Consider the following 24,649-nt stretch of genomic DNA (forward strand, 5'->3'; position numbering starts at 1 on the left):
TGGGGTGTTGGCCCTTGCCGTCTGTAGCACCTTAACTGCCTGTAATAAGGCTAAATTCCTGTCCCAGACCGCGACCAAGAAAGCCGATTCCAACGGCTCCGCAACTGCAGGTGGTGGTGGAGGAGATAAGGGCGCCGGTGGCACGGACGGCGCGTTCGGTGCGCCGCCGACCTTTAGTCTCGCCGAGGCGCTCAGTACGTCTCAGAGCGAAAACGCAGCATGGGTGGTGAACTCAGCTGGTATAGGTTACAAGATTTCGCTCGATGCACAGAAAGATTACCCGATGGTCACATTTTCGGGACTCGGTCCTGGTGGTCACCGTACCTTTGCGACAAAGTACGGTTTGTTCGTTGGGACGACGGCGGGCGCAGATGCAACGACTGGAAAAATATACTACGTACCGCGAAACATTACAGAGGGTGGCAAGGCAACCGTAGCAGTCGACCTAAACACCCTGACAAGTGACGATGCAATCAGGAAGACTGGGACTGAAGGGCCGCCAGCAACATACGCTAGTCGTATTTGCGTGATCGTTTACACCATTAATGGCATCGATTACCTTGGCGCGTCCTATACCGCAGAGAACGGTTACAAACGAAAATTCTACCGAGCACCGATCGATATTACCAAACCTGGTTTAGTAGATACGAGCAAGCAGCAAATACTGGCTGTCAACGAGGGCGGCGACTGGGGCTACAGCTGTGCCTATGACCCGAAGAGAAACTATTTTTACTCAAAGAGCGTATCGACGGGCGGTGGCCTGATAGGTGTGGATTTGACGAGTAAGGGCACCACTATGACGGTGGTGTCACCGCCGAACGCGGGTCATAAAATGACCGGACCAGCGAACGCTGCTAATGGGTTCAACTTTCAAAAGTTAGGAGAGGCGGGTGGCTCCTATGCCATGGGGATCACTACCAACGGGGATATCGTTAACGACTCGTCAGCTCGCGTCTACACCATGGCTCACGAGCCCTTGTCGGGCAACGTGTTTGTGTCGCTCTACACTAGTGGCGTCATACATGTCACTAACGATCGCTGTTTCAAAGACTTACCCACATGCGGCGATGTAGCTTCAACGGTGACTTTGCCGGTAGATGTAGCGACAGGTGTGCCCCAGAAGATAGGACCACTCAGCTCGCTAAACGATGGTCGCGTTCTGGGTCTGCATCGCGGCACAGCCAACGGCAAATCCGCATTGTACATGTTCAGCATGAAAGAGCCCAAAGACCGGACCAAAGGGATAAACATCACCAAAATTAAAGAAGTCGATGGCGACGCATACATGTACACAGACTTCACCGGCTCCATGTCTGCTGCTCGTGAAGAATCACGAACTCTGGATCTCACCAAAGCCTCTGGGTTTCAAGCTGGGAAAGCCATCAAGTTTCCGCGCCTCAAGTGGAAGGAACTACCGGGGACACCGGCGGTGTGGAAGGGTTTAACGCTGGCTGTGGCGTGCACCACGAAAGGCACAGCGGAAGTGCCGCTGCAGCCCATCGCAAATGTGCCGGATGCTGGTGTCGACATCGACTTGTCGCAAACCGAAGGTTGTAAATCAGGAGCATTCGATGAGGTGCGGATTCAGGTGAAACCTTCGGAGGCCGGTGTTTTAGTGTTTAGCAAGACGCGCGAATTTGTGTTCTCGGGGCAACAATAAGCAATCCCGATCAAGAACTGAGGCGATTGAAATAACAAAAGGTACCATATGAGCGAACTGACCTCACAAAATGCACAACCTCCCAAGTCACACAGGACCATGAGTTGGTTGACCGTGCTGTGTGTCGTGGCCGGTGCTTTTGCCTGTGGTGGACGTATAGGGAAGATCGATTTCCCCGTCGGTGTCACTGTGGTCGTCTATCCCGTTAAAGCAGACGCCGTGAGACCGATGGACGAGACTTATCCCCATGCAACCCTCCAGCTATCAGTCGGAGGGCGTAACCTCTCGTTTGACGAAGACTTCGAGCTGGTGCTGCTGGGCCCAGGTGCTGACGGGACGGCTGTGGCTCGCTACAAATCGACTGATTTAGCTGCCGCCGTCAAAGACACCCGATGTGGGGCAGGGACGGCCACATTGGCAACAGATGTGCGGGCGGTTTTTTGCGGCGCAAGTTTACCGCTGGATAAGGCCACGATCTTCCTTCTCGTCCGTCCAGACGGTAGTACGGCGATGGCGAGCTCTCCATCAGGGGACGAGCGAGACGAAGACCTTGGGATTCGGCATTTGGCACTCAGTTTTTAACTAGTCTTTGGCGCCGCGTCGGCGCTAGTATGAGTTGTCGCCCGGAACCCTATGGCGAGGACTCGTAGCTATGGCAATAGAAGGATTTGAACTCACCTTTGTTGATAGTGACCGACGCCATGCGGTGCGCAACGTCTATTGCATAGGTCGCAACTATGCTGAGCATGCGCGGGAGTTGGGCAACGAGGTGCCATCGTCTCCGGTGGTCTTTCTGAAATCAACTGCAAGTTTGCGCGGCTTAGATCCGGTCCCCATGGCTCATAGTGATGAGAGTTTCCATCACGAGGCTGAGCTGGTGATACTGGTGGGTGCTCATGTACCGCTGCACGGTGGTGCTGGTTGGGAGGTGGTCTCCGCCCTCGGACTGGGACTAGATTTGACTAGGCGTGAAGTGCAGAATCAACTCAAGGCCAAAGGACTGCCGTGGACCGAGGCCAAGAGCTTTGCCGGCTCTGGTGTGCTGTCCCCGTTTGTCCCTAAGAATCGATTCACTGATCCGAATCATATCGAGTTTTCCTTATCGGTGGCGGGCACGCCGAGGCAGAGCGGTGACACCCGGTTGATGCTGAACGATGTGCCGCAGCTTTTAACCCATCTTGCGTCGTCTCAACCGCTAAATGCGGGTGACATCGTCTACACTGGGACACCCGCCGGGGTGGGTCCTATCCGTCGCGGTGACAGCTTCGTCCTCGAGTTCGGCCAACTTCATCTTAAGTTTGCTGGTCAACTCTAGGTCTCTTACCGCATCAGAGCGACAGTGCCAAATACTGCCCGTAAGTCTTCGTCGTTATAGGTGAGTCCACCACCGAAGAAAGAGCTTTCGAGCAGGCTTCTTTGCTTGCCTGTCTTGGGATCGACCTGCGTGATGTCGTTAAGCCCAGCCATGGCGTAGATGTGGTTGTAGAAGAGGGCGCTTGCCCATACTTTGACGAGAGCATTCTTCCGGACGGAGCTGTCGTTGGGATCGATGTCAAAGACCTCCGTAGTGAGCTTCAAGTTGTCGTTGAAGAAGTGGGCATCGACGCCAGCGCCACCAGTGGTTTGAAAGAGACCGCCACGCAGTGTGAGCCAATACCAGCGCTTGGCAATCTGCAGATCAAAGCGCAGGGCGCTCTGTTTGCGCTCGCTCTCAATAGTCCTGGTCTCGCCGTTGGATCCGGTAATCACGGTCTCGCGGCGATCTTTGGTGTCAAAGCGACGGTCACTCAATCCAACTAGATAATAGCGATCTGGGCGGGTTCGGAGTAGGATATTGGCCCAGTACTGGGTGGTTTTGTCGCGTCTAACCTCGCCACGGACGTCCACATCTATGGTCAGTTTGGTGGCAGGAGCAAGGATACGCCGCATGTCTTTAATAGCGCCCTGAAGATCCTCGATCATTTCGTCGTCATTTATGAGTTTGCCGACGGTGCCCTCGCCTTTTTCGACTTTTTCCGCGATGAGGTTAATGTTTCGAACGGACCCTTGAACATCGCCCATCACCTGGTCAAACTGAGCGAGCACGTGATTGATGCGGTCACGATTTTCCTCGCTAGCTATGCCGCGAACAACTCTTGACGCCTCGCGTAGGTCGCGCAAAGTATCACGCACGTCAGAGACGATCGATCCAAAGTCTTTTTCCCTGTCACCAACTACGCGTCGGATCACATTTGAGGTTACCCGGAAGTCGTCACTCATGGCCTCGATGTTATCGAGTATTTTTTGTATCGAGCGTTGGCCCTTGTCACCACCTATGACGCCAGCCATGCTGCCAGTAATTTGTTTGATATCCACCGAGATATCACTCAACACCGTGATCATACTCTCAAGATCTTTGCCCTGCTTTGATTGCGGAACAAGGGATCCAGGAGGTAGTAGCTCCGTATCAACCGCTGGCCGTAAAATCTCCAGATGTTTATCGCCGAGTAGCCCAACGCTGCGGATCTCGATTTTCGAACCATCGGTAATTTTGAGATTGCGATCGACTTCAAATTCCACACGTGTCTTACCGTCTTCGAGTCTCACGGATTTCACTTTACCGACCGTCACACCTGCAGTTTTTACCTGAGTTTTTGGTACGATGCCGGCAGCGTTTTCGAGATTAGAGTAGTAGGGGACATAAGCGCGGTTCTGAAAGGTCTCGGGGCTCAAAACAAAGAACATGTATCCCAGTGCTATCAATGCGACGATAGCAAAGATACCCACTCTTAACTCTGAACCGAGCTGTTTTAGCATGACGGTGTCTGCCTCATGTCTAACTATTAGCGTCTCAGAAAAACCATCGGAATCAAATAGGAATACTTTATAATTGGGTTATTTAAATTGATGATTGAGATTTGGTTAAGAAGAGAAGAGGTCAAAGAAATTCCATAGGTCCCTCGACCTTGCCGGAAAAAAACTGCCGCACAACCAGATCAGAGGACGTTTTAAAATCCGCGGCTGAGCCATGAAGTGCTAGCTTGCCCTTGTAAAGGAACATGAGGTTCTCGCCAGTAGCCAGGGCCGCCTTCAGATCATGAGAGATGACGATAGACGTGAGATCTTTTTCCTCCCGACTGAGCTGGACGATCAACTGATCGATCATTTCTGATACGAGTGGGTCCATGCCAGTGGTCGGTTCATCGTAGAGAATGACGCGCGGTTTGGTTACAAGCGCCCGTGCTAAACCAACGCGTTTACGTTGACCGGTAGAAAGCTCGGCAGGATATTTGTGCTGCATATTAGGGAGCCCAACCTGTGTCAGGACCTCCTCAACGCGGTCGAGCATGACACTCATTTTTTGACGCTTATGTTCGGCTAGGGGGAATAAGACATTCTCGCCCACTGAGATGCTGTCGAATAAAGCTGCATTTTGAAAGAGCATGCCGAAATTCTTGCGGTACTCGCGCAACTGATCGATATCGTACTTAGTGATATCTTCGCCATCGACAAAGATTTGTCCGCTATCGGGTTTCAAAAGACCCATGATGTGTTTGATGGTTACCGATTTGCCTTCACCGGATTTACCGATGATGAAGTTGATGCGCCCGCGAGGTATCGCTAAATTCAAATGATTAAGCACACGGCTCTTGCCGAATGTTTTTGTGACATCTTTGAATTCAATGATGGGCGTCATGGGTCACCACATCACTTGAAAGTAGGTCATAATGACATCGACAAACAGTGTCGCCAGAAGGGACGAAACGACAGCCTTGGTCGTTGCTTCGCCAACGCCACGAGCGCCGCCCGACGCCGTAAGTCCAAAATGACAGCAGACCGTGGTGACCAGCGTAGAAAATGCAAAGGCCTTACTGATGCCGCGCCATAAATCCTTGGGTTCAACCAGCTGGGCTATCTTCGCGACGAAGGTACCCTCGTCTATATCAAATAAAAGGTTCCCGACAGAGTAGGAACCAATGACGCCGACAAATATGCAAACGGCACAAAGTAGTGGCATGACGAACATACCGGCAATGAAGCGCGGCATCACGAGATAGCTTATAGGATCTACCGCCATCGCCTCCATGGCATCGATTTGCTCATTGACCCGCATGGTGGCAATTTCAGCAGTCATCGCTGCGCCGGCTCGACCAGTGATCAAGACTGTCGTGACAAAGGGCGCCATCTCCTCGCAGAGTGCTTTAGTTGTGATGGCGCCTAGCATGCTTTCAGCCTGGAAGACACGAAATACTGAGCCAATTTGGAGTCCAAAAACAGCACCAATGGCAAAGGCGCCGCCAATCAATACGACGAGGGATTGGTTGCCAATGAATTCCATTTGGGCAAAAACGAGAGACCAACGATAAGGTGGCTTGAAGCACCACCTGACAGTTTCAAGAAAATATTTACCAAACGCATAGAAGCCACGTCCTGTGCTAATGAGAGACGATCCAAAAGTTTCTAGCACCCGGACGGGTAGCAACTGAATCTGAATGCGTGTGATCTCAGTCAAGCTTGGCTGCCTCGTAGTGAACGGAGTCACTCATGGTCAGTGCAAAAGATTTACAGTGTATTAGTGATAGGTGGTATCGTGCGAGAGGGGAAGGCTTATTTTTCTCTATTGTACCTTGACGCTAGATGTTTGTCAGTGTCTCTGCAGGCGAGCGCCAAGGCTTAGAATCGCTTTGAGATTGCCAATTGGTTGAGGATCGTCGTCTAAACTTGAGTAAACGACATTTGGTAATTTTTTGTTTATGGCTTCTCTTAGGTTACTGATCAGACGTAGCTCGCCGTTGGCGCGATCGCTCAGCATGGCTAAGGCGGGGTGTTGCGTAGCTAGGAGCTGTGCCTGCTCTATCACCGGCTTTGGTAAACATCTGTTAAAGATAACTGCTTTTAGCAGATACGAAGACTTATCTAGTTCTTCGACGATGCCGCGCGAGGAGCGCACCGCAGCTTCGGTAGGAGCGGTCACGAGAGTAAAAGCAGTGCTCTCCCGATGTAGCATCTCGACAATGTGCTCGCCAGATTTGTGAAAGCCTTGAATAACCTCCTGAATGAGCAGTAGGAATTCACCCATATTCTGGAGGGCGCTAATACCTGTGACTTTGGCAATACCGCCCATCATGCGCTCGCCGGCTGAGAACAGGCGACTCAGCCCAAAATGACTTGCTGCGATAAATGGCCGAATCAACCAGGTTATCACCCGATTTTCCATAAAGCCTGCAAGCACATTTGGTCTTGTGAGAAAATCCAAGGCTTGGGTATCAGGCGGCGTGTCCAGGACAAGGAGGTCATAGTCGGGATTGTTAGCAAGCTCTTCGAGTTTAGCGAGTGCCATATACTCCAGAGGCCCTGCCAGATTGGTTGAGGCGGCCTGGTAAACCGGATGAGCAAGTATCCGCTCAGCTGTCTCCATCGACGGGGCGTGCTTAGAGACCATGGCATCAAATACGGCCTTTTGATCCAAGATAGCGGCATCCACGCTACCAGGTAGCCGCACATCGGGCGGCATCAGAATTGGTCGTAGACGATCACTGAGCGGGATACCAAGCGCCGCAGCAAGGCGTCGCGCAGGGTCGATACTCAAAAGGGCAACGCGACGGCCCATCTGCGCAGCCATGAGGGCAGTCATGATGCTCGTTGTCGTCTTTCCCACACCGCCTGAGCCCAGCATGACTATAATCCGACTGGGGGCGATAAGACCAGCGAGCGGGCTGGTGGTGTCAGCTTGGAGCTGGAGAGGCTCGGTCACGGCTCGCCTCCGTGCCGGCTGAAAAATCTGGCGGCAAAGTCGCCCGGTAATGGCGTGGGGACGAAACCTAATTCGGGTAGGGTCCAGAGTGGTAGTTTGGTGTCCGCAATGCCTGATTTGAGAGTAGCCAGGGCTTCCTGTGCGACGGTGTGCGCGCGTCGCAAGTAGGCGGTTGCCGGTCCCTCCATGGGCAATCCCATGATGTCAGGTGGCATCCGATTAACGACTAAAGCCGCAACCTTGGATGGGGACTTCTCGCGCAGCAGCGGTAGGAAGTCGAGCGTTTCGCTGACGACAAGGGGCTCGGGAATGGTGACGAACACTGTCGCGCACTTGGATGCATCCTGAAGAAAATTACGGACACGCTCCGTTTCTTTATTGAGAGGACCGCCAATGGAGGTGTCGCGTATGGCGTCCGGTGTGGTCATCAGGCTTAAAAAATGCCCAGACGCAAATGCATCTAGAATCACAAGGTCGTAGGGGCGTGCCTCTTGCAGTTCACAGTGATAGAAAAGGCGTCCGAGCAGCATGAGCTCGGCCAGGCCCGGCACCGTGTTAATGAAGCTTTTGACGACGCGGTGACTAAAAATCGTGTCGTAGAGGCGTTTTTGCTTCAAATATTTGGTGACGTACTCGCGAAAATTTTCCGTCGGATCGATATTGACGCAGTCAATCCTGGGGGCCACGGTCCGTTCCGTATGTCCAGGTAGCTGCCCCCCAAAGAGTGGGGCTAGCTGATCACAGGCGACATATTCGACAAGCAGTACGCGCTTACCCTGGGATGCCGCTAACTGACCAAGAGCAGCCGTAAGCAGCGTCTTGCCGATACCACCCTTGCCGGTGACCAGTAGCAATTTGCGACTAAATAGATCAGACGGCTCAAGCATGGTTAACTCGGGCACCATGAACGGGTTCAGCTCAGCTAAAAGGCGACTCCCTCAAGCTTGCGGCGGCTGATCTTTGTCATTTGGATTGGACGGTGGCGTGTTGTCGGCAATCTTCTTGGCAGGCTCATCGTCCTTAAGCCCCTTTTTGAAGTTTTTGATGCTCTCACCGATGGCTCCACCGAGTTCTGGTAGTTTTTTACCACCGAACAGCAGAAACACGACCGCAAAGATGATGACGAGCTCCCAAAAAGACGGAATTCCAAGTAAGGGCATAGCTATCTCCTATTAGGACCAGTGCTGGCTAATATACGCGTAATTGCGTTCCTGTGAAACCGTAAAAAATCCAAGTAAGCGTCTGAAACAATTCATCATTCAGCCTTATCAAGCGGGGGGTAGGGGAGCTCCGGGGGGAGTTGCTCCTCATCACGGTGTTCGATCATGACCGCCGCAAGGTAGTAGCGCGGAAGATTGGCCTCTATCACCACGCTGGTGAGCAGTCTGTGGAGCTCATCAACGGTTTGAATCTGTCCCACATTGCTGGCAACGCGGCGCTGTGCGGCGTCCTCAAGTGTGGCATCGAGCTTGCTTGTGTCGTAGCTCAAAATGTACGTGTGCGGTCCATTCAAGCTAGCACTGATGTCCCAGTACCGCAGGTCGCGACCTTGTGCGTAGGTTAGGACGACTTCGTTCTGCGGTGACACGGCATTGTCCGTGCCGATGACAAAAGGTCGCGCCGAGCCGAAATGGCCACTAGCGGCGGTCTTGGTTTCGCGATTAAATATCGTGAAGGCTAAGGTAATGCCCTCGAGCTGATCGGCATTGGGCATTGACGCAAGGAGCAGGGAAAACTCCTCGCGGAGCTCGGAAGCCTCAAACCGGTTTCGTCCGGAGGCGACCGAGATCGCGCGCACCACCATCAGGTGATGCCAAATCATAGAGCCCACGTGGTCACGCAGATTTTCACTGCCGGCAATCATACAGTAGGCAATCACGTAATTATTAGGACCGAAATTGAGACCCAGATACCATGAAGTTTCGCGTTGCGTCCTGAGGCGGCCGTGGTTCCATACCCTCAACCAAGGGACTGGTTCAAGGCTGATAGTCGCCGAGGCATACTCGATGCGCTCTGTGCCAACCGTGTTGCGAGTAGATGCATTGGTTAGACGTGCTGGTAGCTGGCGTTCAAACAGCAGTGCGAGCTGAGCACCAAATTGATCGAGTTCCATGCGGCACGAGGTAGTATCGCGACCGAGAGCGATGTCTTCGACAAAAAATAGTCCAATACTTCCGTTGTTCGAACGCAGTGGCACCAGGGCGCTCATGCGCATAGCAGGGCCGGTGCGTCGCCGGGCGGCTGGCTCACCAGCGTTAGTGGCGCGTCTTGTGCGCGTAAAATTACTCGTCCCTGTATGGTCGCGGAAATTGCGCCCACCAGCGGCGCCCATGATCACCGTGGTCGAGTCCTCGAAGTCCTCGTCATCCTCGGAACTAAGACGGGGCGTACTGCCGAGAGTGCTCTCACCAAGTTCCATCTGTGGGTCTTGTGCACGCGGAGGAGGTGGCAGCGCAGGTAAATCATCATCATTATTATTTTTAGACCAGGGAGCATCAGTAAGGGGCAAAAATAATGTCGACCGAATGTTTAAGTAAGGTTCGATATAAGCAAGTAACTCTTCAGGCGGGCGACCACTAGCAGTCGTGTGAATGATCCGGGCTTGTCCAGCTTGGTCGGTAACGATGCAAAAGGTCTGGGCAAAGGAATAGTGTTTTGAAAGGAGCGATGTACTGACGGCTAAGGACTCTAGGAGTGGCGTGCGCGATGCCAAAGCATCACACAGATGATTGAGATTAACGGCACACAACCGGCTCTTCAAATTATCTCGTGGGGTCGCTGCCTCTGCTGCGGTGGATTTAACAGTGCGCCGTGGATCAATATCGCGGAAGTTAATCTGCTTCTTCTCCATGAGTTTGGCGATATATTCAACCATAGTCGTGAGACCAGACTTATGAGCGATTGTGAGTGCACGTCGCAAATAATCAACTTTTTTGGTGTTGACGTGCTCAACTAAATGCGTACCAAACCAAAGATAGCCAAGAACTTGGATCAAATTATTGTTTTGTGACGTTTTCAGAGACAGATCGTATAACATGCGGACGTTTTTCGGTTCGCCCGTCAGTTCACCTAGTCTTGCCCGAAGCAACAGCGGGATAGGCCGATTTTGGCCCTTTATCCTTAAGATTCTGCTACGGAGCCGCATGAGTAACACATGCATCTCAGCGCTGCGCATGAGGGCGCGCCCATATTCCTGTTCATAAAGTATGGGTACGGTGAAGGCAAAGAGACCGATAAAGTCTTCTTCAAACGGTAGGAGGAAACTGTCACGGTTGCCACTACTGAAATCATTCATCGACATCAAGTAATAATCACGAACGCGATCGGTTTCGCCGCGCGCAAACGAGACTATCGTCAGGATGATGTTGATAAATGGATCTTGGCTCCGACTAGAAACCCGTTGGCGTCGCTTTAAAAACGACTGTCCATGACGGACGATACTGTCCCGTGAGCCCTGAAGCAAAAAGCCATAAAGCATAAATGATATGCAGCGGGGTGATAACCAGTTGCGCGTCGGAATAACGTCAGGTAGCTGCATACTGTAGCGCAGGACCGCTTCAAAATTACATTTCATTAATTCTCGGAACACCTTGAATGTGAGGCCGAGTCCATACATGAGCCGATCTTCGTTAGGTCGCAGGGTGCCCATGGCTTCTTTGAGATTGGCACTGACCTCTTCATGGCGGCCCTTCATATAATCAAGAGTCATGGCGCGCAGTAACGCGACGTAACCATAGACGCTGACCTCGTTAGCATTGCGCGCTAGTTCCATAGCGAAGTCGAGAAACCGATAAGCAGTCCGTGTCGAACCGATATATCCGAGTATCGCTGCACGTTCTGCGACGATCTTTATAGCACTAGCGGCGCTACTCTGTCCTGATAGCGCCAGGCGTAAGGCCGCATCATGGTAGAGCAGGGCCATGCGTTTATGATCGCGCATATAAAGTTGCGCCCCGATCATAAAGAGTCTGATCGCAGGATATTTGCGGTCCTGCACATCACCGTCCTCTTTGCGGCGTTGATGAGCAAAGCGCAGAATCGCCTGCATGCGTTTTTTCTGCCATTTGATGGGCATAAGGTCTGTGATCAGCGACATCACAAGGCGCGCCATTGCAAAGACATTGACGCGGGGCACCTGCTGCCGTATCAGCCGGAGCGTGGCCTCGATGAGTTTTCCAGTCTCGCTGAGTACACCGCCAACCAGCTGGAAGTAGACGACTTTGTATGCAACACCCGCGTAGATGTCGCGGCTTAGTGGTTGACCGAGCAGCTCCCTATAAACTGCAAGTGCGTGACCATGTCGCTTTTGTACTGCCGCTAAGTCTGCCAAAGTTTCCTGCACTTGGGCGCGCTCCTCGGCAGTGGAGATGTCATCCTTCCACTGATTCATGATGCGCCAGGCGTTCTCATAGTAGCGTTCTGCTGTCTGCCAAGATCCGCTGCGGTAGGCGGCCGAACCAGCTAAGTTATCGTATTTCAGGCAGCGCTCAGCTACGCCCTGGTCTTCGGTCACTCCTTGATTCAGGGTTGAATTAAAGTGGTGAGCCAGAGCGAAGAGAATTTTTTCCGATGGATTGGGTACCGAGGCCTCAATCTTCTCGCCAATGGCCTTGTGGAGCTTACGGCGCGTTTCTGGCTCGATCCCGTCGTAGATGGCGTCGCGCGCCTTCTTGTGGGCAAACATGAAGGTTTTGCCGAGGTGGCGCAGTTCCGGATCGTCCGTGATGCGCACGACGAGGCCGTCATCCATGGCCCTCTGAACAGCTTTCATCACCGATACACTTTGGCCGCGACCATCGACCAGGAGGATTTCAAACTGAAAGGTTAAACCCACAGTGGCGGCAATGCCGAGCACGTGCCGCTCGAATTCGCCGTACTCCTGAATACGACTGAGAATGAGGTCAATCGTATTTAAGGGCAGCGAGGCGCTGCGCAGTGTGTTGACGTCGTATTCCCAAAGTCCAGCTTGCGACCTAGGGTAAATTAAGTCGCGTGCAACCAAAGTTCGCGTGAGTTCGACCAGGTGCATGGGGTTGCCCTTGCACTGCTCGTCCAGATACTCCACCAGCTCGTCGCTGACACTCTCGGGGGATGATAGCATGTTGCTGACGATGCCGCGGATACTGTCAGCACTGACGCGGTCGAGCTCTATCTCACTGAAGCGCCGCTTGAGCTTGCGGAATTTCTCGATAAAGTGAACGAACCTGGCATTGACGCGATGCATACCAGTGCGCTGGCTGACGACTAGATAAAAGCGCAGGGAATTGGCGTTTGAAAAGAACGAGTCGATGAGATCCAGACTTTTGTCATCAGCCCAATGAAGATCGTGAAAGAGGAATACAATCGGTTGATTGTCGGTACCAAGGCACTTAGTGAAATCAGAAAACGCCTTGGCAAACGTCGCGAATGCGTCGGGATTGGTCGTCAGATCCTGATTACTGGAATTGTTGTCGTTTTCATTGTCAGCGACACCAACCAGATAGGGTTTAAGTCCTGGGACGATTTCTGCAATACGGTGGGCTTCCGGTCCTAAAGTAGTCTTGATACGCCGGCGTAGCTCTTCGGCCTCGTGCGGGTGGTTCTTCAGCACGCGGTGCAGATATTCGTTGAAGGCATTAGCCAGAGCATTGAAAGGTAGGGCATTTTCATGTTGTGAAAATTGGCCACTGACAAAGCGCACTTTGCGCCGGATCAAATGGGCCTGAAATTCTGTCATGAGGCGTGATTTGCCTATACCTGCAGGCCCGCGGACCAGAGTGAGACGACTCCGACCCTTGTCTTTGGCAACACCATCGTATTCACTAATTAGCGTGGTGAGTTCGCGGTCGCGGCCAACCATAGTTAACTGCGCTGACACGGCTTGGAATCGGTCGCGCAGACCAAGAGGGAACGAAATGGTACTGATGCCCTTACCCTTTTCGAAAAGGGTCTTGGCGCGGATCAGATCGGCGTGTAGCGCGAACGCGGTTTGGTAGCGGTCGTTCGGGTGCTTGGCCAATAATTTGTGGACAATGCGCTCGATCTGCACCGGGACGTCGGGGCGCACGACCGTCAGCGGTTCGGGTTCGGCGAACACGTGTTGCTTCTCGAGCTTATCGCGCGTACTGGCCGTAAAGGGCGGTTTACCCGCGAGTAGCTCGTAAAGCACGCAACCGAGCGAGTACAGATCGACGCGGTGATCGACGGGTGCTTGCATGAGCGACGTTTGTTCTGGGGCCATGTAGAGGGGCGTACCGGCTGCTTCTTCGAAGTTTTTCCCGTCACTGTCACGGCCCGTGTTCATGGCTTCGGCCAACTGGGCGATACCGAAGTCGAGCACTTTGACGAGCACGCCCCTTTGGTCGCGCCACGCTTGGCCGACGATGATGTTGTGAGGCTTGATGTCGCGATGGATGATGTTTTTACCGTGCGTATAATCAAGCGCGGTCGACACTTGCAGGCCCACTTGGAAAAAGTAGGCCAAATCCTTACGTCCATCTCTAGCCAGGCTTTGCTTGAGGTTGGCTCCGTCGGCAATCTCCATCACTATGTAGTAGCCAGCACCGAAGTCGTCCTCGTCGTCGGGATCGCGCCCGAAAAGACCAAGTTCGTGGAACACCACGATGTTCGGGTGATGCAACTGACTCATGAGTGAGGCTTCTTTTTGGAAGCGCATGAGATCGTCGTAGCCCAGTTTGCCCGAGCGCTGGATCACCTTAATGGCCACCGAGTGAGACGGGTCGTCGAAGGGTATTGCTTTGAAAACGACACCCATGCCGCCCTTACCGATCTCACCGGTAATGCAGTAGCGGTCAGCGATACGCTTACCGACTAATCTGTGGGTGTTGTTTGACAATTTTAGGCCTTCCTCTAGGGCGTTGGCTGCCTGGCCAAATTCATTGGTCCTTGCGTCCTCGTGTTGTTTCGGTCTCAAGGCGGCAAAACTTTATCGGCAAGAATTGCCGCCAGCCCCCTGTTAGGCATGCCAAACATCTGTTATCCTTGAAAACTTAGTCATTAAGGGGGGTGCATGCCAAGCGCAGCTGCGGGGGCCATGATGCTGACTTCGCTGGCCACTGTGGCCGGATTTTGTTCGTCAGCACCGCTTGGGGCGATTAACTTGTGGGTGACCGACCGGATCCTTGACCGTCGTCAGGTGGCCCTGACGTCCTATCTACTCGGTGTCATCATGGCAGACGGGGCGCATGCCGTCTTGGCCGCGTGGGGCTACCACGCCTTTTTTGACGAAGGCCCTATTGCCGGATGGCTCAGCATTGCTGGTGGCATCTTTCTCGTCGTGATGGGAGGTTTGAGCATCCTGCAACGCATGCGGCGATCCCCAGGCCCCATCACCGGGGATCTGCAAACGACGTCGGGCCGCCCTCTCAGTGAGTTTCTTCTTGGCAGTCTCATGTGCGGAGCAAATCCCGGCTTTTTGGCCTTTTGGGTGTTTGCCATCAATCAGATTGAGCGGCAAACCGGCGTGGCCGTCGTCGGGTGGCAGTTGGCGCCTTTTCTCCTGGGGATCGGGCTAGGCGACGGCATTTGGTTCTGGCTTCTGATGCGTCTCGTGCGCCGTGGCCGCGAGAGCGTGCAACCGCGCCTTTTGGCGTCTTTGCGGCTGGCTATAGCGACGGCCTTCATATTTATCGGAATTATTGCTGTATATCATGGTTTCAAAATACCGTGAGGCCTGTATGCTGGGGTGTGTCACGACCGTCACCCATGGTGGTCCGGACCGGATGACTCCAGTTCACTCCCGTTGATTCTGTTTGTGAGAGGGTTTATGAGCGAGCTAGGCCATACCACGACGCCACGATTTGTTCCTGATACTGTCGGTTTGAGCGACCTGAAAGGTGACCATCGCACTGTGCGGCACTGCAAGATAGTCGGTACTCTGGGTCCAGCATCGTCTAACGAGCAGACGCTCCGCGAATTGATCGAGGCTGGCCTGGACATCGCACGCCTCAACTTTTCTCATGGCACCCACGACACTCATCGTAAAAATATCGAGATGGTGCGCCGTATCTCGCGTGAATGCGGGCGCCATGTTTCTCTGCTCCAAGACTTGCAGGGTCCCAAGATTCGGACAGGTAAAATCTTGGGTGACAAGATTGAAGTCGTCTCGGGTCAGACCTATACGCTAGCCTACGGTGTCGAGCAGACGACGCCGGAGATCATACCTATTGATTACCGGGAGCTGGTGCACGATGTGCAGGTGGGGCAGCGGGTTTTGATGGACGACGGACTCTTGGCGTTCAAGATCGAGAAGATCGAGGGCACCAATGTGATCGTGAGTTGCCTGGACGGTGGGACGCTTAAGAGCCGCAAGGGTGTCAACTTCCCCGAGGCTAAGCTGTCGCTGCCAGCTCTGACGGAAAAGGATAGCCGTGACTTGCTCTTTGGTGTCAGTCACGGTGTCGATTTTGTGGCCTTGTCTTTTGTCCAGCGCCCTGAGGACATCCTGCAGGTCAAGAAGATGATTGCCGCCCTCGGCTCTGATATCCCGGTTGTCGCTAAAATTGAAAAGTTATCGGCGATTGATGAGATAGACGAAATTTGTAAGGTTTCCGATGGTCTCATGGTGGCGCGTGGCGACCTCGGCGTTGAGGGTAGTGTCGAGCGCGTGCCGGGCTTTCAAAAGCGGATCATCGAATCTGCCGCTCGTTTTGCCAAGCCGGTGATCATCGCAACACAGATGCTTGAGTCCATGATTGAAAACCCTGAGGCGACCTTGGCTGAGGTGGCCGACGTTGCTAACGGCGTGCTCGACGGTGCTGATTGCCTGATGCTGTCGGGTGAGGTGGCCAGCGGTAAATATCCTGTTCAGTGCGTACGCACGATGGCTGGCATCATCAACGAGGTCGAGGGCTGGACGCTCAAGCGCCCGGTGCGTTACCAAACTAATTTTCTGGGTCAGCAAGATCATTGGGAGGAGCACGAGGCCATTGCGCGTGCCGCTTGCGAAGCTGCTGACGAGTTGAATGCCAAAGCTATCGTGTGTCTGAGTCTTACCGGTGCGATCGCTAGATCCATTGCCAAGTGGCGGCCACATACTCCCGTGATTGCGATGAGTCCGCGGCGCGACGTGGTTCAGCGCTTGGTCAACGTGTGGGGCGTCTATGCGATGCAGAATCCGTTGTTCTACAATACGGATGTGCTGCTGCAAGACTTACCCCAGTTACTGAAGAGCCTGGGTATGGTTAAGACCGGCGATTTAATTGTCATCACCGCCGGTATTCCGATCAACCATATGAAGCCGACTAACATGATCAAGATCAATCGGATTCCCTAGTGCCGCTCGGCCTTTGGTATCACTTGCGACATAATGGATAGTAGTCGTCAGCGTTTTCGTTGCCATCTTTTTTAGGAAAGGTGGCACCTACAGCCTGTACGATTAGACCTGGGTCTCTGATGAGTTCCTTGCTGACGCCGTCGATGTCGAAGAATTCGCCGTCGACGAAAAATTTGTTAGCCCGGTCGTAGAAGTGCGGCAGCCATGTCATGTCCATGCCGGGATGGTCGTAGCGGGAGAGGAACGAATGCGGCACCCCGCGGTAAAAGCACATGTCCATCTTGAACTTGAAGTTATCTTGTACGGATTTGTAAACGCCTTTAGTTGCCCGCGTGTCCGAGCCATCATCGAATTCAACTGTCGCGATTTGAATCTGTGTCTGCGGTGCCACTGAGTTGCGCGTATTCGCCTTTTTATTAGCAAGGGCGCGGATGCTGTCGCTGTATTTGACCACGGCGGCAATATGGAACAAGGTGGTGTCACAGATGCCAGCACGCCCATTGGTATTTTGTTTGTAGCAGCCGTTGCCCCAGCGCAGCTCTTGCTTGTCTTTGGGAATCCAGTCGGTCTTTTGGGTGATCATGGCGCGACGGAGATCGCCTTCGATCTTTAATTTAGCGTTGGCATAAAAGGCTCCCCAACGTGCCCTAAGTCCATCGTTCTCAGGTTCCACCGGGCGCCAGAAGTTATCCGGTGGTACGGTGAAAAACGGCGCGAGTAGTAATGCCCGTTGGTAGAGCCCTGGGGCTTGCAGGACGGCACCGAGTGCCAGGGCCCCTCCGACCGACAGTCCACCGATCATACGTTCGCCGGGTGCTTTGCGTACGATGTCGTTCATGGCATTGACAAAGTCACGGTAGACTTCGTCCCCGTCCTTTTCGATCCGCGGGATGAACTCATGGTAGCGAGCCCGGCTCTCCGGCGTATCACCGGAGACTTGCGCGGGGGCGCGTCCTTGTCCAGGAAGCGTTGGGATTAAGACATGAAACCCGCGGGCATTCAGGTTATCGCGCATTTCGTAGAACTGCTGCGTGCAGGCCGTGTAGCCATGAAAGAAGATGGCTGTTCCCTTATAGGGGACGTCACGTGAGGCTTTGGCGAATACCGGCCGGCAGTTTTCCTGCACCTCGTAGGGGTAATGCTTGGCAAAATTGGTGACAAAATAGTCGTTCCAGGCTGCCTCAAGCGCCTCAGTGGCATCGTCGGACTTAGCGGCACTGACGGGATCTCTCAGAATGGGCCTACAGGCGGTGGTGGCACTCAAGACTATTAGTGATAAGGCGCTAAAATACTTCGGGAAGTTCACCGTCACCATCCTTGTTGAGGTCTTTTTAAAATTATAGAACCCCGAAGGCTGCACGGTCAAAAAAGGTGGGTATGGTGGGCTGTAATGACTGGATATTTTATTAAAATTTAAATTTTTAACATTAAAATTTGACATTATTTTATGGTTTTTGTATAAACGGGTTATCGGTGTCCCCCACCGATTTCAGTTAAGAGACTCCCTACATTCCCCTTTCCTGCTGTCACCTGTATCCCCTGAGAATCCCTTGAGCACCCCCTTGATTTTGGAGTTAATCCTTGTTGAACCTCTCGAGTCCTCTCGTCCGTCACCTCATTCCCACAGCCATGATAGGAGCCGTCAGTTGGTTCAGCTCGCAGGTTGCGCTGAGCCAGGAAGATGCATCGTCCAGTTTTGAATCACCTGTAACCGCAAGTGACGAAGTCGGTGGTAGCGATGTTGAAGGCGCTACGACTGCCGATAGCGACATGTTTGGCACTGAAGCTGAAGTCGCTACCAATGAAGGCACCGACTCGGTCGGCGCCTCGAGTGACGAGGCAGCTGGCGGCGCGTCTCAGGACGCAAAACCAGCCAAGAAGGCCAAAGCCAAACGTCACCGGTTAGCGAAAAAGAAGAGCCGCAAACATGCCAAGAAAGCTGTCGTAGCTGAAGAAGCCCCGGCAACGGCTCCTGAAAAAGTTTCGGAAAAAGTACCCGAACAAGCTCCCGAAAAAACTCTGACCGAAGCCAAGAACCCGGAAAGCAACGCCAAGCCTGAAGTAGCCACCCAAGAGACCACGTCCCCCGCTGCCGTAGCACCTGTGGCGACGACGACCCCTGGTGCGACCGTTGCCGATGGTAGTCCCCTGAATTTAGATAACTTAGGCATGTCGATCACTCCCCCCAAAGGCTGGGAAGTGCAGACGCAGAATGGTTCCTTGTCTGTGATCATGCGTGAACCTGCGGTAGCCAACGCGCAGCCTGGGGAGACCAAGTATCAGCGCAACATCACCATTGCGGCGATTCATAAAGCCTCACCGATAGACGAAAAGCGCGCCACCGAGCTTAAAGCTGAATTGATGAGTAAATTTGGCAGTGACGGCTCGCTAAGCGACTTTAAAGTGGGTGAGCACAAGTTCTTCAACTTCCACGGTAACAACGACGGTCTCCTTGTTTACTCGACGATGACTGTCCGTGAATTCCCGATGATGCAGATGCACATCTTAGTCTCGGGCAAAGACAAGCAGTTCCTCCTCACCTACACCGACCTGGCAAGCCAATTCGGCGCTGAAAAAGACCCTGCCTACGCAGCGGCCTGGGACAGCATGGTGTCGATTCAAGTCAAAGGTCAGGCACCGACGCGCTTTGACCTCTACAAGAATCACCTTATTGCCGGTGGTACGGGCCTCTTCCTCCTGCTTGTCGGTTGGATCCTACGTCGTCGTGCTGCAAACGTCGACTTTAAGGGTGAAGCCGATGCGCTCATCGACAGCGAGGACAGCCTGACGTTCGATGCTAGCAAGGCCCCCAAAACGGTGGTCTCGCAGGTTTCCGCAGCGGTCACGCCGCTGTCGCATGCTCCAGCATCGAGCACCTCGAACTTCTCCTTTATCTCTAGCTTCTAACCTCTCTAGCTACTCTGGAGCACTGCTCCACCGTCCCGGCGACAGCTGCGCCTCACCAAAGGCAGGCCGTCGCCGGGATTCTTAGTTGACCTTGGTTGGTGATCCATGCTGAATTTGGGCAGGCCTTTTCACGAATTAGGACGGACATGAAAGAATCTAAAGCAGCTACAGCTCCGATTGACGCCCGCCGCTGGTTCGTAGATGAGCTCAAGAGATACTTGGCGCGTAAAAACTTGAAGCAGACCAAGCAGCGTCAGGCCTTGATCGATGTCTTTCTTGGCACCGCCACCCATGTCTCGGCCGAGGAGCTCCATGCCGCGGCGCGGGCTGCGGGGCTCGATGTTGGGCTAGCTACGGTCTATCGGACGCTCAATCTGCTGGTTGAGGCCAAATTAGTGGAGCAAAAGCAGTTCAGTGAGGGGCGCTTCGTCTACGAGATTGCCCAGCCTGGAGGCCACCATGATCACCTGATCTGCCTTGATTGTGGCGTGGTCATCGAATTTGCCAACGATGAGATTGAACGCCTGCAGGAGAAGGTGGCCGCCGCGCATAAGTTTAAGCTGACCAGTCACAGGCTGGACCTGTTCGGTCACTGCCAAAGGCAAACTTGCGAGCGACGGCCTGGTAACTGAGTCTGAAATTGCACGCTCACTCCTGTGGGCGGGAGAAACGTTCTAGTTGATTAGAAAAGTTGGATCCCGATTTACTGACGTGCGACTGCGCCCATTGTACTAGGCTAAACAGGAGATAGCCTGTGACCAGGGCAATCAGGGCGCCGCGGATCGCGGAACTCATATCGACCGGAGCCGATTGCACGCGCGGCTTGCGGGCGACTGGCGGCTTGAAGTCGTCGTCCGTCACGGCTTGTGTCGCCTGGGCGGCGGCAGCGTCTTTGACGGGGGTTGTAGGAAGCTCCGTCTTGGAGGCGGCGCCTGGCGTCTCGACATCGGCCAGTTCCCCATGCAAATCCAAGGGGAGGGAGACGGCAGGCATACCCTCGATGGCTTCCTGGTGCTCGGATACGGCTAGGCTCAGGGTCCTTTGGTCAGCGACCGACATGGCCACGGCCAAGTTACCATCAAAACTTGGTGGTGGAAGGCGACCCGCGGCGGGGCCCGGGACGTTGGCAACGAGGCGGACGCTGCCTAGCTCGGGAGTCCGTCCGGCAAAGCCCCCTCTCGTAGCGCCGGCCAGACCAGGGCGTTGGTCAAACCGGTTGAGGCTTGCCGTCACCAACTGCACCAAGGCGTCAGCCAGGGGGCGTTGTTCGACGGTGCGCAGGTCGGAAAAGTACCCCTCCGCCAGGTGGTTAAAGGGCGCTGCTCCCGGGTGGGTGTCCTCGTGGGTGGCGGTCACCTTAAAGTAGGGATTACGTCCGAGCGTCCGCGTCAGGAGGGGGGTTTCGAGCCTGGCCAGGGCGAAGTTACCGACCGGGAAAGGCATGGCAATCTGCACGGCCTGGGAATGAATTCTGTGCAGTCGGACGGGAAAACTGACTTCAGCTAGGGAGAAAGGGTGTTTCTTCGGAATGGATGCCACTCTTTCCGTGCTGGTGTCCACAGATTCCGGGCTGGAGCGCAGGTAACGGTTGGCGATTTTGACGGCTAAATCAGACGGCAGATCCGTGTCATACATGAGATGGCGTCGCGGCCAACTTGCCTGGATACTGGCAAATTCGGGCAGCATGCCGATGATCATGACGGTCGCCTCGTCGCTCAAGCTTTCCATCAGTTCACGAAAGCGCTGGCCGGCCCCTTCACGTACCAGGTCGCTCTCGATGATCACCAGATCCGGGGTGAAAAAGCGTGCCGAATCGATGATGCCCTGCTTGCGGATGGCGGCCGAAATTTCGAAGCGGTTGCCTTGAAAAATACTGAGAGCCTTCGAGCGCACGTTGGCCGACTGGGCGGCTAAAAGCACGCGGCACTTAGGCCCGGTATCGACTTGACTAAGCTGGGTGAGCAGATCACTGAAGCGCTCTTTAGCCGCACTGGGTACTTGCCAAGTGGCCACGACACCGTCGGAAAAACGGTAGAGTAAGTTACGACGTTGATTCTCGACCACCGTCAAGCTGATGCTGTTGAGTCCGCCCGCTGCCGCCAGGGGTCCCCGGAGTTGCATCGTCGCACCGACCGGTGGGCGGATGCGTGATTCGAAGTAAATCTGACTGTCGCTAACGCGCGTGATCCGTGCTGGTAAGTGCAGGGCGCTGATGTTGTTGAGGGTGACCTGACCTGCAGGTTGCACGTAGGGGATGGGCGAGCCGCCGGTGGCAAAGATGAAGCGGCTGAGCCACTCCTTAGACTCCATTTCGGCAGGGATGATGTCACGGAAGTTGGCGCAGGCTGCTAGCGTATTGAGGGACTCGTTGTGCCCATAGCGGACGAACACCATCCGGGCACCTTCGATTTCCGGCGTGTTCATCAGGGAGCGGATGATAGCTTCGGTCTCTTTGTCGCCAAAGTCGTCGCTCAGGATGACGACCCCCGCGCGGCGGCGTGCCAACGAAGAGTAAAGTTCTTCGACGCTGCGGTAGAAGCTGACCTCGTAACCCTTGGTGGCCAGGAGATCGGCACGGTCCTGCAGGCCGGCCGTCGTTTGCGCGCTAAGCCAATAGAGGCGCTGTCTCTTAACTTTGGCACTCACAGTATGTCCTCCCTCGAGCCTTAATCGGCATTAACGTATAAAATGTTAAGTGCGGGGCTGAGAATACCGACCGAAGGGTAGCAGGCTCAGACCCGCTTGCTGGCTAGTCGTATCTCTGTAGGCCCTCGGTTTTACTCGTTAAATCAATGCTTTTATGCAATACTTTGCAGGCTCCGGACTCAAGTCCGGGGCTACCTGTGACGACGAGCCGAGGGTACGGGTTCGTGGATGTGGGGATTCCAAAGATTGAGGAGTGCGGATCATGCCGTCTAAGTTTATGCGTATCGGGCAGTGGAGCGCTTTAGTGGTAGGAGCCTTTGTGGGTCTCGCGAGTGACTCCTTTGCGCTCAATTGTCCACAGGTCCGTCAACTGGTCGGTGTTTACCTGAAGATGCACTACTCGTATCACGAGTTTGACGACGAGCTAAGCCGCCGCACGCTCGATAATTTCGTCAAGGCCTGGGATCCGGGTAAGGTGTACTTCCTGAAATCTGACATTAAGCAGTTTGAGGAAAAGTTCGCGACTAAGCTCGACGACATGGTCATGGACGCCGACTGTGCCGCGGTCGACGAGGTGTCGAAACTTTTTGCTAAACGCTTTGCCGAGCGCCAAAAGGTTATTAAAGACTGGATCAACGCCAAGCACGACTTCAAAGTCGACGAGTACATGCTGATCGATCGCAAGAAGCTTGATTATGCGGCGACGACCGACGAGATTTCGAGTCGTTGGCGCGAGCGTGTTAAGTTTCAGCTCTTGCAGCTCAAAGGCACCTTGAAGGATCTGGACAAAGCGCGCGAGAAACTCCACAAACGCTATGCTTTGGCTGAAAAGCGCCAGAATGAGTTGTCATCGGATGACATGTTTAACATCTTCCTAAACTCATTTTCTTTAGCGCTCGACCCGCACTCTGAGTACATGTCGACCGAGACGCTTGAGGACTTCCGCATTTCCACACGCCTCTCTCTAGAGGGTATAGGTGCGGTGCTCCGGAGTGAGGACGGCTTCACGACGATCCAGAGCCTGGTACCCGGCGGTGCTGCCGCTAACACCGGGAAGGTTAAGGTTGACGATAAGATTATCGCTGTAGCGCAAGGGGAAGAGCCGCCAGTCGATGTCATCGACATGGATTTACGCGAAGTCGTCAAGCTGATCCGCGGCGCGCGAGCCACGGAGGTGCGCTTAACGCTGGTACGTGAAGAAGGCGGCAAAACGACGCAAGTCGTCGTGCCGATCATCAGAGCACAGATTCAGCTTAAAGACCGCGCGGCGAAGTCCAGTGTGTTCCCGGTATCGCTCAAAGAGGGTGCGACGGAGCGGACGGTCAAGGTTGGTGTTATCGATCTGCCCAGCTTTTATATGGATTTCGAGGGACGCCAGAATCACGAGAAGGGCTACAAGAGTTCGTCCGTCGACATGCTGGGTGAGATTACCAAACTTAAAAAAGCGAACGTCGACGCTATCGTCGTCGATCTGCGCTCTAATGGCGGCGGCAGTCTTGACGAATCGATCGACATTGCGGGCTTCTTCGTAGATAAAGGCCCTGTTGTGCAGATCAAAGACACACAGGGGTCCATCTTTGTCCAGCGCGATTCCGTGGGTAAGGTCTTCAATGGTCCGCTAGTCGTGATGATCAACCGGCAGTCGGCCAGTGCCAGCGAGATCTTTGCTGGTGCCATTCAGGACTACGGTCGTGGCTTAATTGTTGGCGATGCGCATACTTTTGGTAAGGGTACGGTCCAGAATCTCAACGACATCGACGATAAGCTTGGTGCCGTTAAAGTCACGATCAGTAAATTTTATCGGCCCTCGGGATCAAGCACGCAGCTCAAGGGCGTCGAGTCGGATATCATTCTCCCCGATGTGATGGACGAGTACGAAATTGGCGAGAAGCACTACGACTATGCACTGCCGTGGGAAAAGATCAATGCTACCGACTTCCGCAATTTTTCGATGGTGACCTCGGACATGGTCAAGCAGCTCCGGGATTCCAGCAAGGACCGTGTGCAGAAGGACAAGGGATTTGAAAAGGTGTTCGCTGCGATTAAAGAGTACAAAACCAGCGAAGAGGCGCGGTCGCGGGTGAGCCTCAAAGAGGAGACGCCTGAAAGTAAAGCTGCTGCCGAGGCTAAGGCCAAAGAGGCCGAGAAGGACAAGAAATTAGCTAAAGCTGATCAGGATAAAAAAGACCGTAAAAAAGACGACAAGAAAGCTAAGAAAGTGGATCCCGAGGCTGACGAGGACGTTGAGAAGTTGCCTCTAAGTGAGGACTTCATGCTGCAGGAGACCCTGCGCGTCGCTGCGGATTACGTGCAGCTTTTAAACAAGAAGCCGTTGGCTAAGGTTTCACTGCCTGAACTCGATAAGGTTACCGTTGCCGAAGACAAGAAGCCGAGTGACACCGTAAAGGCTCACCCATAAAGATTTAGG

Annotated in this window: 17 protein-coding genes; 8 read left to right on the top strand and 9 right to left on the bottom strand. The window is 53.9% G+C overall.

The annotated features are described in order from the left end of the window. The first annotated feature begins 4 nt into the window (after positions 1-4). From FJ146_07195 to FJ146_07205, 3 genes are all read left to right on the top strand, one after another. Positions 5-1,660, top strand: coding sequence for a hypothetical protein (locus tag FJ146_07195; protein ID MBM4251740.1), 1,656 nt, complete (start codon positions 5-7; stop codon positions 1,658-1,660). 48 nt (positions 1,661-1,708) lie between these two features. Further along, positions 1,709-2,242, top strand: a complete 534-nt coding sequence (locus FJ146_07200; GenBank protein ID MBM4251741.1) for a hypothetical protein — start codon at positions 1,709-1,711, stop codon at positions 2,240-2,242. Positions 2,243-2,312: 70 nt separating this feature from the next. After that, complete coding sequence (locus tag FJ146_07205; GenBank protein MBM4251742.1) at positions 2,313-2,975, top strand: fumarylacetoacetate hydrolase family protein; 663 nt, start codon at positions 2,313-2,315, stop codon at positions 2,973-2,975. Between the two features lie 5 nt (positions 2,976-2,980). On the opposite strand, the gene FJ146_07210 is transcribed toward FJ146_07205, so the two are convergent. From FJ146_07210 to FJ146_07240, 7 genes are all read right to left on the bottom strand, one after another. Next, positions 2,981-4,456: an MCE family protein gene (locus FJ146_07210; protein MBM4251743.1), complete on the bottom strand. Its 1,476-nt coding sequence runs from the start codon at positions 4,454-4,456 to the stop codon at positions 2,981-2,983. A 121-nt stretch (positions 4,457-4,577) separates the two neighbouring features. Continuing rightward, a complete protein-coding gene (locus tag FJ146_07215) occupies positions 4,578-5,336 on the bottom strand; it encodes an ATP-binding cassette domain-containing protein (protein MBM4251744.1) in 759 nt (252 codons plus the stop codon). 3 nt (positions 5,337-5,339) lie between these two features. Next, positions 5,340-6,182, bottom strand: a complete 843-nt coding sequence (locus tag FJ146_07220; protein MBM4251745.1) for an ABC transporter permease — start codon at positions 6,180-6,182, stop codon at positions 5,340-5,342. Positions 6,183-6,284: 102 nt separating this feature from the next. Beyond that, positions 6,285-7,394, bottom strand: a complete 1,110-nt coding sequence (locus FJ146_07225) for an ArsA family ATPase (protein MBM4251746.1) — start codon at positions 7,392-7,394, stop codon at positions 6,285-6,287. Next, positions 7,391-8,299, bottom strand: a complete 909-nt coding sequence (locus tag FJ146_07230; protein ID MBM4251747.1) for an ArsA family ATPase — start codon at positions 8,297-8,299, stop codon at positions 7,391-7,393. Before FJ146_07230 ends, FJ146_07225 begins: the two co-directional genes overlap by 4 nt. A 33-nt stretch (positions 8,300-8,332) precedes the next feature. Then, entirely contained in the window at positions 8,333-8,554 is a 222-nt protein-coding gene (locus tag FJ146_07235; GenBank protein ID MBM4251748.1) for a twin-arginine translocase TatA/TatE family subunit, read from the bottom strand. A gap of 95 nt (positions 8,555-8,649) precedes the next feature. Further along, the gene (locus tag FJ146_07240; GenBank protein ID MBM4251749.1) at positions 8,650-14,307 is read right to left on the bottom strand and encodes a hypothetical protein; all 5,658 of its coding nucleotides are present in this window, start codon (positions 14,305-14,307) and stop codon (positions 8,650-8,652) included. A 96-nt stretch (positions 14,308-14,403) separates the two neighbouring features. Here FJ146_07240 and FJ146_07245 point away from each other — a divergent pair, with 96 nt between their 5' ends. Then, complete coding sequence (locus tag FJ146_07245; protein MBM4251750.1) at positions 14,404-15,063, top strand: hypothetical protein; 660 nt, start codon at positions 14,404-14,406, stop codon at positions 15,061-15,063. A gap of 96 nt (positions 15,064-15,159) precedes the next feature. Beyond that, on the top strand, positions 15,160-16,668 hold the full coding sequence (pyk, locus tag FJ146_07250) for a pyruvate kinase (GenBank protein MBM4251751.1): 1,509 nt from the start codon (positions 15,160-15,162) through the stop codon (positions 16,666-16,668). Between the two features lie 19 nt (positions 16,669-16,687). Here the strand turns inward: pyk and FJ146_07255 are convergent, their stop codons facing one another. Next, the gene (locus FJ146_07255) at positions 16,688-18,109 is read right to left on the bottom strand and encodes an alpha/beta fold hydrolase (protein MBM4251752.1); all 1,422 of its coding nucleotides are present in this window, start codon (positions 18,107-18,109) and stop codon (positions 16,688-16,690) included. A 140-nt stretch (positions 18,110-18,249) separates the two neighbouring features. On the opposite strand from FJ146_07255, the gene FJ146_07260 reads away from it, so the two are divergent. Together FJ146_07260 and FJ146_07265 are read left to right on the top strand one after the other, a co-directional pair. Beyond that, entirely contained in the window at positions 18,250-19,575 is a 1,326-nt protein-coding gene (locus tag FJ146_07260; GenBank protein ID MBM4251753.1) for a hypothetical protein, read from the top strand. A 146-nt stretch (positions 19,576-19,721) separates the two neighbouring features. Beyond that, the gene (locus FJ146_07265) at positions 19,722-20,207 is read left to right on the top strand and encodes a transcriptional repressor (protein ID MBM4251754.1); all 486 of its coding nucleotides are present in this window, start codon (positions 19,722-19,724) and stop codon (positions 20,205-20,207) included. 16 nt (positions 20,208-20,223) lie between these two features. Here FJ146_07265 and FJ146_07270 read toward each other — a convergent pair whose 3' ends face one another. Continuing rightward, on the bottom strand, positions 20,224-22,221 hold the full coding sequence (locus FJ146_07270) for a hypothetical protein (protein ID MBM4251755.1): 1,998 nt from the start codon (positions 22,219-22,221) through the stop codon (positions 20,224-20,226). 262 nt (positions 22,222-22,483) lie between these two features. Between FJ146_07270 and FJ146_07275 the strand changes: the two genes are divergently transcribed. After that, positions 22,484-24,640: a tail-specific protease gene (locus tag FJ146_07275; protein ID MBM4251756.1), complete on the top strand. Its 2,157-nt coding sequence runs from the start codon at positions 22,484-22,486 to the stop codon at positions 24,638-24,640. The last annotated feature ends 9 nt before the right edge of the window (positions 24,641-24,649 follow it).

This window comes from Deltaproteobacteria bacterium, from assembly GCA_016874735.1.
GTDB lineage: Bacteria > Bdellovibrionota_B > Oligoflexia > Oligoflexales > CAIYRB01 > CAIYRB01.